Annotated in this window: 15 protein-coding genes and 1 tRNA gene; 7 read left to right on the forward strand and 9 right to left on the reverse strand. The window is 51.4% G+C overall.

Going from position 1 to position 15,312, the window contains the following annotated elements; translation table 11 throughout:
- Nucleotides 1–4: 4 nt before the first annotated feature.
- From FBF24_03705 to FBF24_03715, 3 genes are read right to left on the reverse strand one after another with little or no spacing between them, the layout of a single operon-like run.
- Nucleotides 5–1,393: a hypothetical protein gene (locus FBF24_03705; GenBank protein QCT40969.1), complete on the reverse strand. Its 1,389-nt coding sequence runs from the start codon at nucleotides 1,391–1,393 to the stop codon at nucleotides 5–7.
- Nucleotides 1,394–1,433: 40 nt separating this feature from the next.
- The gene (locus tag FBF24_03710) at nucleotides 1,434–3,986 is read right to left on the reverse strand and encodes an ATP-dependent Clp protease ATP-binding subunit (GenBank protein ID QCT40970.1); all 2,553 of its coding nucleotides are present in this window, start codon (nucleotides 3,984–3,986) and stop codon (nucleotides 1,434–1,436) included.
- Nucleotides 3,896–4,276: a hypothetical protein gene (locus FBF24_03715; protein QCT40971.1), complete on the reverse strand. Its 381-nt coding sequence runs from the start codon at nucleotides 4,274–4,276 to the stop codon at nucleotides 3,896–3,898. The genes FBF24_03710 and FBF24_03715 overlap by 91 nt, the downstream gene beginning before the upstream one ends.
- A gap of 44 nt (nucleotides 4,277–4,320) precedes the next feature.
- Between FBF24_03715 and FBF24_03720 the strand changes: the two genes are divergently transcribed.
- Nucleotides 4,321–5,586, forward strand: coding sequence for a DUF1727 domain-containing protein (locus FBF24_03720; GenBank protein ID QCT40972.1), 1,266 nt, complete (start codon nucleotides 4,321–4,323; stop codon nucleotides 5,584–5,586).
- Entirely contained in the window at nucleotides 5,583–6,302 is a 720-nt protein-coding gene (locus FBF24_03725) for a glutamine amidotransferase (GenBank protein ID QCT40973.1), read from the forward strand. The genes FBF24_03720 and FBF24_03725 overlap by 4 nt, the downstream gene beginning before the upstream one ends.
- Nucleotides 6,303–6,314: 12 nt before the next feature.
- Here FBF24_03725 and FBF24_03730 read toward each other — a convergent pair whose 3' ends face one another.
- Nucleotides 6,315–6,704 carry a hypothetical protein gene (locus FBF24_03730; protein QCT40974.1) on the reverse strand — a complete coding sequence of 130 codons (390 nt, stop codon included), beginning with the start codon at nucleotides 6,702–6,704 and terminating at the stop codon, nucleotides 6,315–6,317.
- 156 nt (nucleotides 6,705–6,860) lie between these two features.
- Nucleotides 6,861–6,937 (reverse strand) — tRNA-Pro (locus tag FBF24_03735).
- Nucleotides 6,938–7,045: 108 nt separating this feature from the next.
- Here FBF24_03735 and FBF24_03740 point away from each other — a divergent pair.
- Nucleotides 7,046–7,672: a CPBP family intramembrane metalloprotease gene (locus FBF24_03740; protein ID QCT40975.1), complete on the forward strand. Its 627-nt coding sequence runs from the start codon at nucleotides 7,046–7,048 to the stop codon at nucleotides 7,670–7,672.
- A 548-nt stretch (nucleotides 7,673–8,220) separates the two neighbouring features.
- On the opposite strand, the gene FBF24_03745 is transcribed toward FBF24_03740, so the two are convergent.
- On the reverse strand, nucleotides 8,221–8,709 hold the full coding sequence (locus FBF24_03745; GenBank protein ID QCT40976.1) for an NUDIX hydrolase: 489 nt from the start codon (nucleotides 8,707–8,709) through the stop codon (nucleotides 8,221–8,223).
- A gap of 229 nt (nucleotides 8,710–8,938) precedes the next feature.
- Between FBF24_03745 and nadE the strand changes: the two genes are divergently transcribed.
- From nadE to pncB, 4 genes are all read left to right on the forward strand, one after another.
- The gene (gene nadE / locus FBF24_03750) at nucleotides 8,939–9,766 is read left to right on the forward strand and encodes an ammonia-dependent NAD(+) synthetase (protein ID QCT40977.1); all 828 of its coding nucleotides are present in this window, start codon (nucleotides 8,939–8,941) and stop codon (nucleotides 9,764–9,766) included.
- Nucleotides 9,767–9,809: 43 nt separating this feature from the next.
- The gene (locus tag FBF24_03755) at nucleotides 9,810–10,487 is read left to right on the forward strand and encodes an NUDIX hydrolase (GenBank protein ID QCT40978.1); all 678 of its coding nucleotides are present in this window, start codon (nucleotides 9,810–9,812) and stop codon (nucleotides 10,485–10,487) included.
- A 135-nt stretch (nucleotides 10,488–10,622) separates the two neighbouring features.
- Nucleotides 10,623–11,261 carry an isochorismatase family protein gene (locus FBF24_03760; GenBank protein QCT40979.1) on the forward strand — a complete coding sequence of 213 codons (639 nt, stop codon included), beginning with the start codon at nucleotides 10,623–10,625 and terminating at the stop codon, nucleotides 11,259–11,261.
- Nucleotides 11,258–12,496 (forward strand): nicotinate phosphoribosyltransferase, encoded by a 1,239-nt coding sequence (gene pncB, locus FBF24_03765; GenBank protein ID QCT40980.1) that lies wholly within the window; start codon nucleotides 11,258–11,260, stop codon nucleotides 12,494–12,496. The genes FBF24_03760 and pncB overlap by 4 nt, the downstream gene beginning before the upstream one ends.
- 13 nt (nucleotides 12,497–12,509) lie before the next feature.
- Here pncB and FBF24_03770 read toward each other — a convergent pair whose 3' ends face one another.
- Genes FBF24_03770 through rny form a run of 3 tightly spaced genes read right to left on the reverse strand, consistent with a single transcriptional unit; the run spans nucleotide 12,510 to nucleotide 15,182 of the window.
- The gene (locus FBF24_03770) at nucleotides 12,510–13,298 is read right to left on the reverse strand and encodes a 2,3-diphosphoglycerate-dependent phosphoglycerate mutase (protein QCT40981.1); all 789 of its coding nucleotides are present in this window, start codon (nucleotides 13,296–13,298) and stop codon (nucleotides 12,510–12,512) included.
- On the reverse strand, nucleotides 13,159–13,695 hold the full coding sequence (locus FBF24_03775; GenBank protein QCT40982.1) for an NUDIX hydrolase: 537 nt from the start codon (nucleotides 13,693–13,695) through the stop codon (nucleotides 13,159–13,161). Before FBF24_03775 ends, FBF24_03770 begins: the two co-directional genes overlap by 140 nt.
- Nucleotides 13,692–15,182, reverse strand: coding sequence for a ribonuclease Y (gene rny, locus FBF24_03780; protein ID QCT40983.1), 1,491 nt, complete (start codon nucleotides 15,180–15,182; stop codon nucleotides 13,692–13,694). The genes FBF24_03775 and rny overlap by 4 nt, the downstream gene beginning before the upstream one ends.
- Nucleotides 15,183–15,312 lie beyond the last annotated feature (130 nt).

A 15,312-nucleotide genomic window follows, 5' to 3' on the forward strand; every position in this document is an offset into this window, starting at 1 on the left:
TATACTAGACGATACCCTGGTCGATGACGGGGTATTTTTGTTGGAATTCCTCAGTTGTTGGCAATGTCAACTTGCCATCCGTCATGTCTTTGATTTCACCTTGAAAATAATCATACGCCTCGTGTATCGACAGACTGGGGGTGATCATCTGCGGTAATTTATGGATGAAGTCCATTGCCCATATTATTGCTGGTGTATAGACGCCTTGTTCGCCTCCACTAAAACCTATCAGCGTTTCTCCGCTCAGAGACCGCATCAACTCATCATGAAATACTTTCGCTGATTGACACTTAATTTCTTCTTCGGTAACGGTCGTGAGGCGCTCTATTGTGGCATCAAACTCGCGCCGCGATTGTCGTTGCTGTTCTTCCCGCTCTAGTCGGTCGTGTGTCTCTTTCACACCATCGAACAGCTGCAAGAAACAGTCCGCCAAATATTCATCAGTATGACTCTCACGCGCGTCCAATTGACCATCGTTAGTTTTTATGCCCATGCTAGTACGAACTTCCAGTGCGGCTCGCTCACGCTGTATTGCGTCATACTCTTGTTGGCACTCTTGGCACTTCTTGGCAAACATAAGGGCGTCCGAGTTATATCGCGGATCTCTAAATATAAACCGAATAATATTATTGATAGTTATTATCTGTGCATCAAATCTAAAGTTAGGGTCGACTCTGCTCGTCTCCCAAAACCACTGCAGACTAGATACCACCGGTGACGGCTTGCTCGCTCGCGCCTTGTCAATAAGGTCGAGGTTAATGGTAATGTTGTCGGGGCGTTCATGTATTACCCGACTAAGTTGTTCTACCTGCCCCTCAAGCCATTTTCTTTCAGTCAGTCGAAAGCCAATCGACCCAGCCGCACCACCCACAACAGTCCCAGCTGTCGTCAGAAATGGCTCGCCAGAACCTAGCCATGACATACCTCCACCAGCGACAAAGCCGCCAAATCCGAGAGCACCCATATCCCGTAGTGTTAGCCTAGTATGTCGATCTTCCCGAGCTATATCTTCAAGTTGCTCGACGATATTCACGAGCATAGGATCTTGGCATATGGTAACAAAGCCCTGGCTGGAGATGCGGCCGTTATATTCAACCATCTCAGACCCGGGGAGATCAAGAAAACACCCCCCTACAATTACCCCGTCCGCGATAACAAAACAGGAGTCCTGCACCTCTCTTGAAAGCTTCGGGTCAACCAATTCTCCATCCTCTAGCACCTTAATAGGTGTTAGTATCTCCACACCCCCTCGCGGTATGGCACGACGTGTCCGCTTGGTTAGTTGCCCACTTTCATCAATAAAACCACTCTCTACAAGCCCCTCGATTGAGCTGGGCGATCGTTCTCTAACCTCACTTCCGCGCCCGAAAGACTCCATACCGCTCTTAGCCATGTGCCTAGCATACAATATTGCTACCGCATTGGCAACTCTACTATCCGAGTGATATCGGTGGCACGCCCGGGCCCGGGGACACCATACTGCTACCATTAGCCGCCTCGCCGACCACCGCTCGTATCTGCTCCGCCGTGATAATCGTCGTTGATCCCGGCGCGACAGAGCCAGCGAGCAGCTGCTTGGCGACGGTATTCTCGACGGCTCGCTGCACCACGCGGCGCATCGGACGAGCGCCGAGGCGCGGGTCATAGCCAGCATCAACCAATAATTTTTTGCCCGCCTCTTCGACAGCAACTTGGATTTTTTGTGGCGCCAGCGTTCGATTGATACCAGCCAAAATGAGATCAACGACCTGCAGCAGCTCTTCTTTACCCAGGGGACGAAATAGCACAATTTCATCAAAGCGGTTCAAGAATTCCGGACGAAACAGATTGGCATTAATCAGCTCGTTGATAAATGTTTGTTCGAACTGCTCCAGCTGGTAGCCGCGCTCGATGTATTCGCGAATTCTCTCAGCACCAGCATTCGACGTCGCAATGACTAAGCAATCACGAAAACTAATATCGCGGTTCTTCTCGTCACGTAAAATTCCCTCGTCTAGTAACTGCAAAAGCGTCGTGAGCACCTGCGGATGCGCCTTCTCAATTTCGTCGAGCAACACCACCGAAAACGGCCGCTTTTGCACCTGGGCGGTCAGGCTCATCGGATCATTCGCCCCATCAGCGATCAGCCGCGCCACATCCTCGGCCCGGACAAATTCGTTGAGATCCAGCCGGATGAGATTGCCCTCGCCGCCAAAATAGATATCCGCCAACGCCTTGGATAATTCCGTTTTACCGACACCAGTCGGGCCAAGGAACAGAAACGTACCAATCGGCCGATCAGGGTTGCGTACACCAGCCCGTGCTCGCCGGATGGCATCAGAGATGACGCTGACGGCACGCGTTTGATTGATCATCCGTTGATGAATCAGGTCTTCGAGATTCAAGAGCTTCTCTCGTTCATCGTCAGTCGAGGCGGTCGCGATCTTGATGCCCATGGTTTTTTCGACCGCATCATCGACCGACTGAGCTGTCACCAGACCGGACGACGCATAGTGAGCTGCCGCCTCCAGCACCTTGAGCGCCCGACCCGGCATCGCCACGTCTTGGACGTAGCGCTCGCCAACGCGGTAGGCTTCAGCGAGGGCTTGATACATGTAGGTCACTTTATGGCGATGTTCGAGGCTGATCAGCTGATCGCGCATAATTCGCACCGTCTCCTCCGGTGATGATGGCTCGATAACGATAGTATTGAGCGCCGTCGCCAGCTGGGCATTACGCTGAGAAATCTGCAAGTAGCGCTGACTATCCATGGTGAGGATAATTCGCAGCCTACCCGCCTCTAAAATCGGCAGTAGCAAATTACTCAGATCAACTGAACCAACGCCCTCCTCGAAAAACAGCTGAGCATTATCGAGACACAAAATGACGTTCTTTGATAAAAATGCTTCGTTGAGAATCTGCGTCACCAGCGCTTCCAGCTCGCCCCGACCAGCCGCCGCCGAGATCAGCGACGAGGCATCCAGCAGGAAAATCTGCCGATAGAGAAGCGACGACGGCACGGTTTTATGTCCGTCAATGAGCATCTCGGCGAACGCCGCCACGACCGTACTTTTGCCAGCCCCATCAAGCCCGACCAGCGCTGCATTTTGCCGACCATTCGAGCCAAAAATTGTCATCAATTGATCCAGCGCCGCCTGATGAGCGTCCAGCTGCGCGATCATTGTACCGCCCGATACTTGGAGGCTAAGGTTCTGAGCGAACCGGCTTAAAAGCGGCGTATAACCAAATGACCAGTCGCGGGCGATACCGCCAGTGTGGAGCGGCTTTTGCTTGAACTGCTCGATCAACGACTTGAGGCGCTCATACCACATGATACCGCCCAATACATCGCGAAAATCAATTTTTAGATTTGCTAGCAGAGCGTCATGATTCGGAAATTGCTCAACGATCGCCGCCGCCAACACCGCACCTGTTACTTTCGGGCTATTAGTGTCACGCCAAATCTGCAGCGCTGATTGCCATAGGGCCGGCGTATTATTTGGATCATCCGAAGCGATATTCGCTAAAAAGTTCGGCGTGAGACCCAACCGCACTCCGAGGAATTGCCCGGCCCGCGACCGACCAACCGCCAGGGCGATTTCTTTTGGCGACGGCCGCTGGCTCAGGCGGCCCAGCACGTCCGCCGCCATCACATCATCAATCGTCTCCGCCCGTGCGCTCACCGCCATCGTCTTGAGATCGCCCTGCCACCACACACTGAGCATCGCCAATGGCCCCACTAGACCAATCATCAACCAACCAATCGGCCCGTGCTTGATCAATAGCCAAACGCCACCCAGGCCCAATGCAACGGCGACGAGCACTACCAACACATGCCAGACCGTACCAAACCGCGCCGTAAACCGTGCCTTTTGCGCCCGTAAGCTGTGATAGCGAAACTCCGGTCGCACCTCGTTCATGCCAAAACCCTCATCTGCCACAAGACAATTCCTATCACCGGCGTTACGGGTAACAGCGCCCACACCACGATGCTGCCGACCGCCCATACTGCCCGCAGGCTGATAACTACCAGCCCCGCAAACAGCACCAAAAGCCGCACCACCGCACCAACTGCCCGCGAGAACAGCCGGTCGAAAAAGGCCTGCATCTTGACAGCGAGCGGCGCCTGAGCACGAACTTGCCCTGCGGAAATTTGGCGAAATGGATCGAACAGCGTCCGCACCAACAAACCGATTGAGAAAAAATCAGCTGTCCGCAACACACCGAGACCAACTCGCTGCATATGCCGCCGCCAACCTGCGCCATACCACCACTGGAAAATACCCACCAAAAACATAGTTCTATTGTAGCACACTGCTTGGGCGCGGTATAATACGAAATATGTCACGACAGATTCTCAGCACACTCATCGGCAAAACCGTCAAACAAGCTGCTCGCCTACGCGGTGGCGGCTCGGCGCTCCCGGGGCTGGTCATCGAAAAGATCGACCCGGGCTTTATCGCTCGCACCCTGGCGCAAGTACCGCGCGGCGTGGTGGTTATTAGCGGCACCAACGGCAAGACCACTACTACTAAAATCGTCGTTGAACTGCTCGAGGCGGCCGGCCTTAAGGTTTTTACCAATCGCACGGGCAGTAATTTCTCGCGCGGCGTGGCGGCAGCGCTGCTCGGCGAGGTAGATATGCGCGGGCGGCTGGATGCCGACATCGCGGTGCTGGAGCTTGACGAGGCCTGGGCGGTCAAGTTTGTACAGCTAGTACCGCCGCGCTACAGCCTGCTACTCAACGTCATGCGCGATCAGCTGGATCGGTTTGGCGAGATCGACACGGCGGCTGGTTTCTTGGCAAAAATCGCCCAGGCAACCACTGATACCGTGGTGCTCAATCGCGACGACCCACGCATCTATCGCCTGCACCAAAAAACGGCGGCAGACGTAACGTTTTTTGGCACAACCGACCAGCTGCTCAAGCTGATGCCAACTGACGATGCACTCAAGACTGGCCAGGCTCAGGCAAATCACCTAGCCCCAGCCGACGTGCTGCTCGCTGACATCGATAAGCAAACGGCGACCTTTCAGATTGACAATGCCAAGCACGCGGTGCGAATGCGGCTGAATGGTGTGTATAATCTATTGAACGCAGCAGCGGCGCTGAGTTTGGTCCGGCAAATTATGGGAGAGAAAGCCGAGCTAACGACGTTACTAGGCGCCCTGTCAGACGTAGCGCCAGCATTCGGTCGAGGCGAGACCATCGTGATTGACGGCACGCCGATTGAGCTAATTCTCGTGAAAAACCCGAGCGGCTTTCGACTCAGCCTGCTGTCATTTGCCGACGGAACAGCGGATACGATGATTGCTATCAACGATAATTATGCTGACGGACGCGACGTTAGTTGGCTGTGGGACGTGGATGTTTCACGCCTCGAGCAGGTGGCGGTGGTCAGCGGTGTGCGCGCTCATGATATGGCGCTGCGGCTGGAGTATGACGACATTACGCCAGAAATTATCGAGCCGGATTTGGCGGCGGCGCTGGAAAAATTGCTAGCCCATCATCCACGCCAGCCAAAGCACATTTACTGTACCTACACGGCGATGATGCGACTGCGCAAATTATTATCAATCAAAACCGATGTGGAGGCCATCCGATGACGATCACGATTATTCAATTGTATCCGCGCGATATGAATCTCTATGGCGACTGGGGCAATACGCTGGCGCTGAAAAAGCGGCTGGAATGGCGCGGCTTTACGGTGCGCATTATTGATCATAATCCGGGCGATACGACTGACTTTGCGGCGGGAGATATATTCATCGGCGGTGGTGGTCAGGACGCTGGGCAAGAAATTATCCAGGACGATTTGCTAGCGCGGGCGGACGAGCTGCGGCAACTAGCCGAGAGTGGCGTGCCGATGTTGATGGTCTGTGGCATGTATCAATTGTTTGGCCGAGCGTTCACCACACACGATGGGCGCGTGATTCGCGGTGCGGGGATTTTACCGCTAGAGACATACGCCAAGGCAGAACGACTGATCGGCAATATCACGCTCGAGAGCGAGGAGTTTGGGCAGATCGTTGGCTATGAAAACCATAGCGGCCAGACGCTGCTTGATGAAGGAGGGTTGCCGCTGGGGCGCGTGGTGCGGGGCGCTGGTAATGACGAGACTGGCCAAATCGAGGGCGCGAGGCTGCACAATATCGTGGCGACGTACCTGCACGGGCCGATCTTGCCAAAGAATCCACGACTCGCTGATTTTTTGATCACCGCGGCACTCACGCGAAAAGGCTATACAGATAAACTCAGCGCACTGCCCATCGACCGCACCGCAGAACATGCCCAGCGGGTGGCGATGGAGCGAGGGCGATAAGCTCAGTGCGGTCTAGCGGTCGCTAATGGAGACGATGAGGTTAAAATGATCAACCTCAAAACCTTTAGGATCATCAATGAGTGCCATAACAGCTTCTCCTTCAAAAAAGCTGTGGGGAGGCTTGGTCATTACGCCTATAAGATCTGACCAACACATGCTTCCACCGTTAGTCTGTAATATTTCTCGAACAGTCGCTTGGCGCTCTCTATGCTCACATACAGTTATTTTCTGACCCCCAACTGCAGCCCTGCTTAAGGCTTCCCCTGCCGCCTCACGGCTCAGCCGCTGACCTTGCTCTTCTTCAGAAATGCCCAATTCAGTGAGTTCAGCGCGTGATTCATCCGTCGGGACAGGCCACTCAAAATTGGGGTTTTTAGAAATCTGCTCACGACCTCCATTCATTCTTACACTCCTTCCATTATAGTCACTATTTGATTATATCAGAGGCTGGTTAATAGCGTAAAATTACAGGAACGGGCGTGTATCATAGCCACGACAGACTGAAAACACCCCCGGAGCGGAACTCCGAGGGCGCGTGTTCGAACAAGATGAGTGTTGTGGTCGGGGTGAAAGGACTCGAACCTTCGACCTCACGGTCCCAAACCGCGCGCGCTAGCCAACTGCGCCACACCCCGAGAAGCTAATCTCGATACTCACTCCGCTTCATTCTATCACATATTACACATTAAATACAGCAATAATTAGCGATTTCAGTTAATATATAACTGTACTCTCTCATAATTATGCCCAATACTAATCACACTACCCTCACTACTCACCGCCGACAAATGATATATCTCTATGCCATTGTCTGCGTATATCTCATGTTGCCCATCCTCATTTGTATCGGCGTTATCCCCTGGAGTATGAAGTTCGCGGCACTCGTCGTCGGTGTAGTAGCGATGTACATAGTGATGCGAATTCTCGGCTATACGCATAGTGACATCGGTATCACACAGCAACGTACCATCTATTCACTCAGAACCGTGCTACCGATAACCATAGCCCTCATTATCGCAGCCGGGCTGTTTCTACTCCTCGAAAAGCCTCGATTCTCACCAACCGAAGGAATAGGGTTTTATGTATTTTATGTTCTCATCTCGTGCCCGGCGCAAGAACTGTTATTTCGCGGCATCCTCAGCCGTATGCTGCAAGAACTACGGCTACACCGGGTGTTGGAGCTTGGCGTAGCAGCCGCCCTTTTCGGTTACGTACATATCATCTACGGCGACATACTCACTGTTGTTATCATGGGCATCGTTGGCCTTTTCTGGTACCGAGCGTACCAGCGCTCATCAAACCTCATCGGCGTAACGATAAGCCACGTGGTACTTGGTGTGATGACGATTGCTTTGGGGATTATTGATTAACATTGACAAGTTACCCCCCATTTTGTTTAATAGTAAACAAGATGAGAGGGATGGAACAAGCCCAGGAACCAGAGAGATCACCGTTGAACTGCGAGGCACAGCAAAATCAAGCACTAAGACTAGTACGTTGGGCGGCACGAGCAATGGGTAGCCTGCTTGGGCGCAGGAAGGAAAAGCGCAGGCAGATGTCCGAGCTTTCCCCTGAGGCGGTGAAATGTGCCCTACTCGGGAGGGTTAAAAATCCAGCTAATAATACGGTTGGGCAAGATTCAAATTCGCCAGAAGAGGATATTCAATACCCGTATATCAATCTCGATGACTCGCTCTATCGGTACCCTTTCCCGGCGGAATTGCTTCCAGGGCTAAAGCAATCGGAAACAACTCGCAAAGAGATGGAAGAACGGAGAGATGCTTGGAATGATTTGTATTTTCATTTAATCGAGCAGCTTGGAGCCATCAAAGCGATGACTTTGGCATACGAGGAGCGCACTACCAAGAGAATGTCAAAAAGTGAGTATGATCTACTAGAAGAAAAGTATCAAGATTTGCTAAAAGTCTGCACCTTCGTCCTCGAAGAGCGAGATCGCGTCGACGAACTCATCCACACAGACCGATACGTCCCTCATGCACGTTGGAGCGCAGACACTATTTTTGCTTGAACAAACCAAGCTCCAAAGCCCGACCAATGGCAACCTTATATCCCTCGGGCATGTTGAGGCCATTGACCCTATCCGGAGAAACAAGCGCCAACTCTTTATGTTCATGACTAAAGTGCGGCGTTGCGCTCTCGACCGCTTTCGCAAAATATGTGACCACAAAAACGTGATGATACGGAAAATTGTATACACCCAATTGTGAACATTCATCCCAACTGATATATCAATGTTCAATTCTTCATGAACTTCACGTTGTACGCACACTGTTGGACTTTCCCCAAGATCTAATTTTCCTCCCGGCAGCTCCCATTCGTTACGCTCATTTCGCAAGAGCGGAATCTGACCGTTAAGGGAGATGACAGCCTTAACAGAAACTGGCAAACGCCCCGCTTAACCAAATAAGGCCGGGCGAGTGACTTAACTTCAATCGTTTCCTTTTGCTCTATCATACGCACATTGTACGGTATAGTGTCTCTATTCACAAGAATTAGCTTAACAAATAATTGATGTATTCACATACTTTTTGTGGCTTATTGTTGAATAAACACTAACTATGTTACACTCTATGTACAGCCCCAGGCTGCCTGCAGAAATAATAAAGGAGTTATATATGCGAGCCAAGCAACAAGAGATTATCGCCGCCCTCGGTGTCGAACCCACCATCCAACCAATTAAAGAGATTGAGAAGCGTAGTAAATTCCTAGCTGACTATCTGGGGCAAACTGGTCTTAAGGGTTTTGTGTTGGGGGTTTCTGGCGGTCAGGACTCACTGCTCGCAGGAATTTTAGCACAGCGCGCCATCAAGCTGAGACGCCAAAGCGGCCAAGACTGCTGCCTCCACACTATGCTGCTGCCCTACGGTGATCAATATGACCGCGTGGATGCTGAGCTAGCTGTTGAGACTATTAAGTCTTATGGCGAATCGAGCGTCATAGAACATGACATTGATATACAACCTAGCGTCGACGCACTTGTTGCAGACCTATGCACCGATGGTCAAGTAATTAGTGATTTCGACAAAGGCAACATCAAGGCTCGTACCCGTATGATGGCACAATATGCTATTGCTGGTGCCTGCGGGTTATTGGTAGTTGGCACTGATCATGCCGCCGAATCAGTCACGGGATTTTTCACCAAGTTTGGCGATGGCGCTGCCGACATCATGCCCCTATCTGGCCTAACTAAACGTCAAGGCTGGGCCATGCTGAATGCATTACACGTTCCCGAACACCTCCTTCACAAAGTGCCGACTGCTGATTTATTAGATGATCGCCCGGCCCAACCTGATGAAGTAGAACTGGGCCTAAGATATGATGATATTGATGATTATCTCGAGGGCAAAGAAGTTGACCCCAAGATTGCTGAGAAGATAGAAGAACGCTACGACAAGACTCAACACAAACGAAACCTACCGGTAGCATATAGGAGTAGGCAGTAAATCTACCTTGGCAAACTAGCTACTTCAGGGTAAGATATATTGTATGAAATACACGAAACCATACGTTCCACCTACACTAACCGTCGACGCAGTGATATTTCAAATTAGCAGCGGTGTATTAGAAGTCCTGCTCCTAAAGCGCCCCAGTGAGCCGTTCAAGGGTGAATGGGCGCTACCCGGCGGATACAACGCCAAAGGTGAGACGACGATAGCCGCGCTGAGACGTATTGTTACCCAAAAAACAGGCGTGGATGTCGAGAGTGACTTGAGCTACATTGAGCAACTCTACACCTTTGACACAGTTGACCGTGACCCACGAGGACATGCTGTATCAGTGACGTACCTCGGGTGTGGACGCGCTATCACGCTAGATGAGACGAAATCACACGCGACATTTTTTGATGTACACAATCTACCGCCGCTGGCTTATGATCACGCCAGTATTATTGAATACGCTAGAGAGCGGCTGATCGCCAAGCTAACATATACGAATGCTGTGTCGGCATTTCTGAAGCGGCGTTTTACCCTGACCCAACTGCAGAACGCCTATGAAATTATCTTTGATCGTGAATTTGACAAGCGTAATTTTCGCAAAAAATTCCTCAGCCTCAACCTCATTCATGAAACCAACGAGCTGTGGCGTGACGGCGCACACCGTCCAGCAAAACTATACGAATTTAATTCCCAGAATCTCGAGACGTTATCGCGGAGCTTTGATTAGCTAATATCACCAAGCCGGGGGCGGGATAGGGTATCAATTTTTTATATTATTTTACCAATTAGTGTTGACTACACAATAACTAGTTGCTAGACTATATAGTAAGTGTAATTTATACATTAAGTAAGGAGGTAATCTATGGAAACAGTAAAATCAACTCGAAATGTACTTGTTGCCGTTGATGTGCAGCATGATTTCATCGACGGCAGCCTGGCAGTTACCAAGGGTGAGCAGGTCGTTGCCCCGCTCAATACCATCGCCGAGACGGTGCGGCACCATGATGGACAAGTGGTTTTTACTCGCGACTGGCACCCCGCTAAAACACCACATTTTACCAACTTTGGCGGCCAGTGGCCAGTTCATTGTGTCGCTGGCACAACTGGCGCTAGCTTTCATGATAAGCTTGACGTGCAGCCCAATGATATTATTATCAATAAAGGCATGGGTCAAACTGACGGGTATTCTGGTTGGGAGGGTCAAAGTGACACAGGCGAGACGCTAGAGACTATCATCACACCACGAACACCTCACGAGAAGGTTAAAGTATTTCTCGGCGGACTCGCAACTGACTTTTGCGTCAAAGCGACTGCTCTGAATATTGCCAACCACTTCCGAGACGATGCGCGAGTTTCCATCCATCTACTGCGAGAGGCTATCCGTGCCGTCGGACTCACACCAACTGACGAAGAAGAGGCCTTAGCCGCCATGAAAGAGGCCCGCGTCCTGGCGGTTTCAACCGACGAAGCTAAGATGATAATCAAAAGGAGTGTTCAATGAACCGTGAACCTAAATTATCACAGGGACTAGATTATTATAAAGCGACCATGGGGCAGCTGGAGTATGACAAGCATCCTGACGCCGAGGTCACCTTCACCTTGAAGAATCGCGCCTCTACCCTGCTATCAGAATTTGTAAGCGCAGAAGAATTACGCGACCGGCTCAGTAACGTAGCAAACGGTTGGCAACCTGATGAGATCGCCTATCTCGCCAGCCTACAAAATCAAGACGGCACAGCACAATTCACGCCAGAATACCTTGACTTTTTACATGACAATCCCCTACCGCCTGTTGACATTGGTTATGATGAGCGCGGTGATTTAGCGGTTAGTACTACAGGCAAATGGCCACTGGTTACATTTTGGGAAACAGTGGTCATGAGCGAGCTGAACGAATTATATTTCCAGAATAAACTTGCCCATGAAGGTAGTTCGCTAAAAGAACTATATGCCGAAGGAGATCGGCGCTTAAGCGAGAAAATTGATATGTTAAAAAATCGCCCAGACATCAAGTTCTCGGACTTCGGCACGCGACGACGGTTTAGCTACGACTGGCAAAAGCATGTCATTGAGCGCGTCGCACGTGAACTGCCTGATAATTTCGTTGGCACTTCAAATATTTATTTGGCACATGAGCTTGGCTTGCAGCCAATTGGTACATTCGCACATGAATTACCGATGGTTTACGCAGCACTAGCCGACAAGGCCGGCGACAATCCGTTAGATGGCCACTATCAGGTACTCCAAGACTGGCGGCAGCTGTATGGCGAAGGTTTATCAACCGCCCTAACCGACACATTTACGACAGAGTTCTTTTTCGCTGACTTCACACCGGAGCAAATGACTTCATGGCAGGCTCTGCGTCATGACTCTGGCGACCCGATGCAGTTTGGTGATACGGTGATTGCATTTTATGAACAACATGGTATTGATCCGCACGAAAAGACGATCGTCTTTAGCGATGGACTGGATATCGAGACAATTATCAAACTGGCTGATTATTTCAAGGATCGTATCAAGGTGACATTTGGCTGGGGCACAACACTGACAAATGACCTCGGGGTTAAGGCGAATAATTTCGTCATGAAAGCCACGGCGGTTGATGGTGTGCCGACAGTTAAACTGAGCGACGTTGAGGGCAAGCACACGGGCCCAGACGATAAAATTGAAGAATATAAAACGTACGTAAAAACAGCGATCGGACATCAGGCGTTACGCCAATCGGTTGCCGCATGAGTAACGCAATCAGCTACGCGTTCACCGCCTCAATCTCCACCGACAATACGTCTTTATTCGTCGGTAGATCAGACGTCGGCCCAAAGGTGTATACCAATAGCTGGCCAAACGGCATTTCCACATGGGCCATGTCTGCTTCTGGCACGTGGTCGAGATGTTTCATCAGCGCGCGGATAGAATTACCATGCGCCACCAATAGAATGTTCTCACCTGCCTGTAGTTTCGGTAAAATCTCTCGCTCAAAGTATGGTACGACCCGCGCATAAACATCTTTGAGCGTTTCACCGCCTGGCACTGGATAATCCCAACCGCGCCGGATACCATTGAACGCCTCCTCGCCGATCTCAGCCTTGACTTCCCACTTATTTTTACCGGTCAGATCACCATAATCACGCTCGTTCAGCTCGGCCGTCTGTGTCGTCGGTAAACTGCCCTTGCCGCGCCCCTCAAGCAATGCTTTCAGCGTTTGGTGCGTCCGCTTAAGCGCCGACGTATACGCCTCGTCGAGCTTGATATCCTTCAGTAGTGCGCCCAACCGCACCGTATCAGCTCGCCCCTTTTCCGTAAGTTCCACGTCAGTCCAGCCCGTCCACTTGCCGAGCAGATTCCATTCACTTTCACCGTGTCGACTAATCACTAATATTCCCATCTTCCTCCTCCGTTTATTTTTCCTTCGAGCCAAATCCCACGAATTGCGTAACCGCCTCTTGACGTTTGTCATCGCTGTCGATGATTTGCGTCTCGACATAGCCGCCTGGCCGATGATGAGCCCAATGTGGTATTGACCACGCGAATCCTTCATTGCTTGCCAGCACTGCGTCGCGGCTCAGGAACTGATAGGCATCAATTTCTGATTGCTGCAAGACAATTCGTTCCAGTCGCGCATCATCCAGAACCACCCGAAAGATATATTGATGCGCCAGTCCTTTGTCGCTGGAGCGTGAGGCTACCGCAAAAAATGAAACCTCATCCTCGGTAACGACCAGCCCGACCTCTTCCTGGGTTTCGCGAAGTGCTGCCTGTAGCGGCGTTTCGCCAGCGTCAACCATACCACCAGGCAGACTCCAATGCGTCTTGTAATACGCCTTGACTGTGAGCAGCTCGCCCGCTGAATTTTCGATCAGTAGTGCGGCGCTGGCGATCCGAGTGTCCTGCGCCTTCTGCCATTCCTCATACGGTAACCAACCACTTTTTATCATTTTGCGTACTCGATCGCCCGTGTTTCGCGGATAACGTTAACCTTGATGGTGCCTGGGTACTGCATGGTCGATTCAATCTTGGTGGCGATATCGCGCGACAGTTTGAATGCGCTTAGATCATCAATGTCCTCTGACCGGACAATCACCCGCACTTCACGCCCAGCCGATATCGCATAGGCCTTATCAACGCCGGCAAAGCTGGTTGCTACATTTTCTAGATCGCGCATCCGCTCAGCAAAGTTCTCAGCCGAAATATTGCGCGCTCCTGGCCGAGCAGCGCTGGCAGCGTCGCACACTCGCACGATCAGTGCCTCTGGTGTCGTCGCCTCGATATCATCGTGATGCGCTTCGATAGCATGAACAATCCGCTCGTCCATGCCGTATTTGCGCGCTAGCTCGGCACCGATGTGGTGATGCTTACCCTCGATCTTATGCGTTACCGCCTTGCCAACGTCATGTAGCAATGTCGCAATTTTCGTGATGCGCACATCAGCCCCAACCTCCTCAGCGATCATTCCAGCCATCTGAGCCATCTCGGTCGAATGCTTCAATACGTTCTGCCCGTAACTCGTTCGGAATTTCAGCTCACCTAGCAGTCGCTGCATTTCCTTCGGGACGCCGACAACGCCAGTTTCGCGCATGGCGTCCTCGCCGGCCTGCTTGACTTCTTTATCGATCTGCTTTTTTGCCTTGGCGACGACTTCTTCGATGCGCGCTGGATGGATACGGCCATCTTTCATCAGCATCTCGAGGCTCAAGCGAGCCACCTGCCGGCGAATTGGATCAAAGCTTGAGAGCACAATCATACCTGGCGTGTCATCCACCAAAATATCGACACCAGTCTCGCGCTGCAGTGCCTGAATGTTGCGGCCTTCCTTACCGATAATCCGACCTTTCATCTCATCATCAGTCAGCTTGACGGCCGTAACTGTTCGCTCAGCCGTTACCTCGCTGCTCATCCGCTCCATCGCCGTGAGCAAGATCATCTGCGCCCGCTCTTCGGCATCATCCATAGCCTCGTGTTGTAATTTCGACACCAAGCCAACTAGGTCGTTCTTGATATCGCGCTCGGTCATTTGCATGAGCTTGTCGGCAGCATCCTTTTTCTTTAGGCCGGCAATCTTCTCGAGCTTCTCCTGCTGGCGCGTGCGAATAGTGCGAATCTCTTCCTTGAGATTGTCAACCTCATCTTCGTGCGTGCGCAGCTTCTCCGCCCGCTTATCTAGTTCGTCCAATTTCCGATCCAGCGTCTGCTCGCGATCCGCCAACCGATTCTCAGTCTTTTGCCACTCGCGGCGGCGCTCATTTTCGATTTTTAAGGCTTCGTCCTTAGCTTTCAGGACAATGTCGCTGGCCTTACTCTTTGCCTCGGCAATGTCACGCTCAATTTGCGACTTGCCATTAGCTTGCCTTGTTCGCTGATAGGCGTAAAAACCGCCCACGCCAAGTGCCGCGCCAACCAGGCCGCCAATAACTATTCCTACCATATGATTTCCTTTCTTTTCTGACCAATCGCCCCGGGTATACACCCCGAGAAATGTATCAACGACTGACCATATTCAACTGATGCAATAAAACGGCCCAAGCCACTAATCTAAAGCCGCCTTACTTTTATTG

The sequence above is a fragment of the Candidatus Saccharibacteria bacterium oral taxon 488 genome (assembly GCA_005697215.1).
Classification (GTDB): Bacteria; Patescibacteriota; Saccharimonadia; order Saccharimonadales; family Saccharimonadaceae; genus Nanosynbacter.

Coding starts and splice junctions, on each gene's coding strand:
- FBF24_03705 (QCT40969.1), bottom strand. CDS start 1,393: ATGGCTAAGAGCGGTATGGAGTCTTTCGGGCGCGGAAGTGAGGTTAGA.
- FBF24_03710 (QCT40970.1), bottom strand. CDS start 3,986: ATGGGCGGTCGGCAGCATCGTGGTGTGGGCGCTGTTACCCGTAACGCC.
- FBF24_03715 (QCT40971.1), bottom strand. CDS start 4,276: ATGTTTTTGGTGGGTATTTTCCAGTGGTGGTATGGCGCAGGTTGGCGG.
- FBF24_03720 (QCT40972.1), top strand. CDS start 4,321: ATGTCACGACAGATTCTCAGCACACTCATCGGCAAAACCGTCAAACAA.
- FBF24_03725 (QCT40973.1), top strand. CDS start 5,583: ATGACGATCACGATTATTCAATTGTATCCGCGCGATATGAATCTCTAT.
- FBF24_03730 (QCT40974.1), bottom strand. CDS start 6,704: ATGAATGGAGGTCGTGAGCAGATTTCTAAAAACCCCAATTTTGAGTGG.
- FBF24_03740 (QCT40975.1), top strand. CDS start 7,046: ATGCCCAATACTAATCACACTACCCTCACTACTCACCGCCGACAAATG.
- nadE (QCT40977.1), top strand. CDS start 8,939: ATGCGAGCCAAGCAACAAGAGATTATCGCCGCCCTCGGTGTCGAACCC.
- FBF24_03755 (QCT40978.1), top strand. CDS start 9,810: ATGAAATACACGAAACCATACGTTCCACCTACACTAACCGTCGACGCA.
- FBF24_03760 (QCT40979.1), top strand. CDS start 10,623: ATGGAAACAGTAAAATCAACTCGAAATGTACTTGTTGCCGTTGATGTG.
- pncB (QCT40980.1), top strand. CDS start 11,258: ATGAACCGTGAACCTAAATTATCACAGGGACTAGATTATTATAAAGCG.
- FBF24_03770 (QCT40981.1), bottom strand. CDS start 13,298: ATGAAGGATTCGCGTGGTCAATACCACATTGGGCTCATCATCGGCCAG.
- FBF24_03775 (QCT40982.1), bottom strand. CDS start 13,695: ATGATAAAAAGTGGTTGGTTACCGTATGAGGAATGGCAGAAGGCGCAG.
- rny (QCT40983.1), bottom strand. CDS start 15,182: ATGGTAGGAATAGTTATTGGCGGCCTGGTTGGCGCGGCACTTGGCGTG.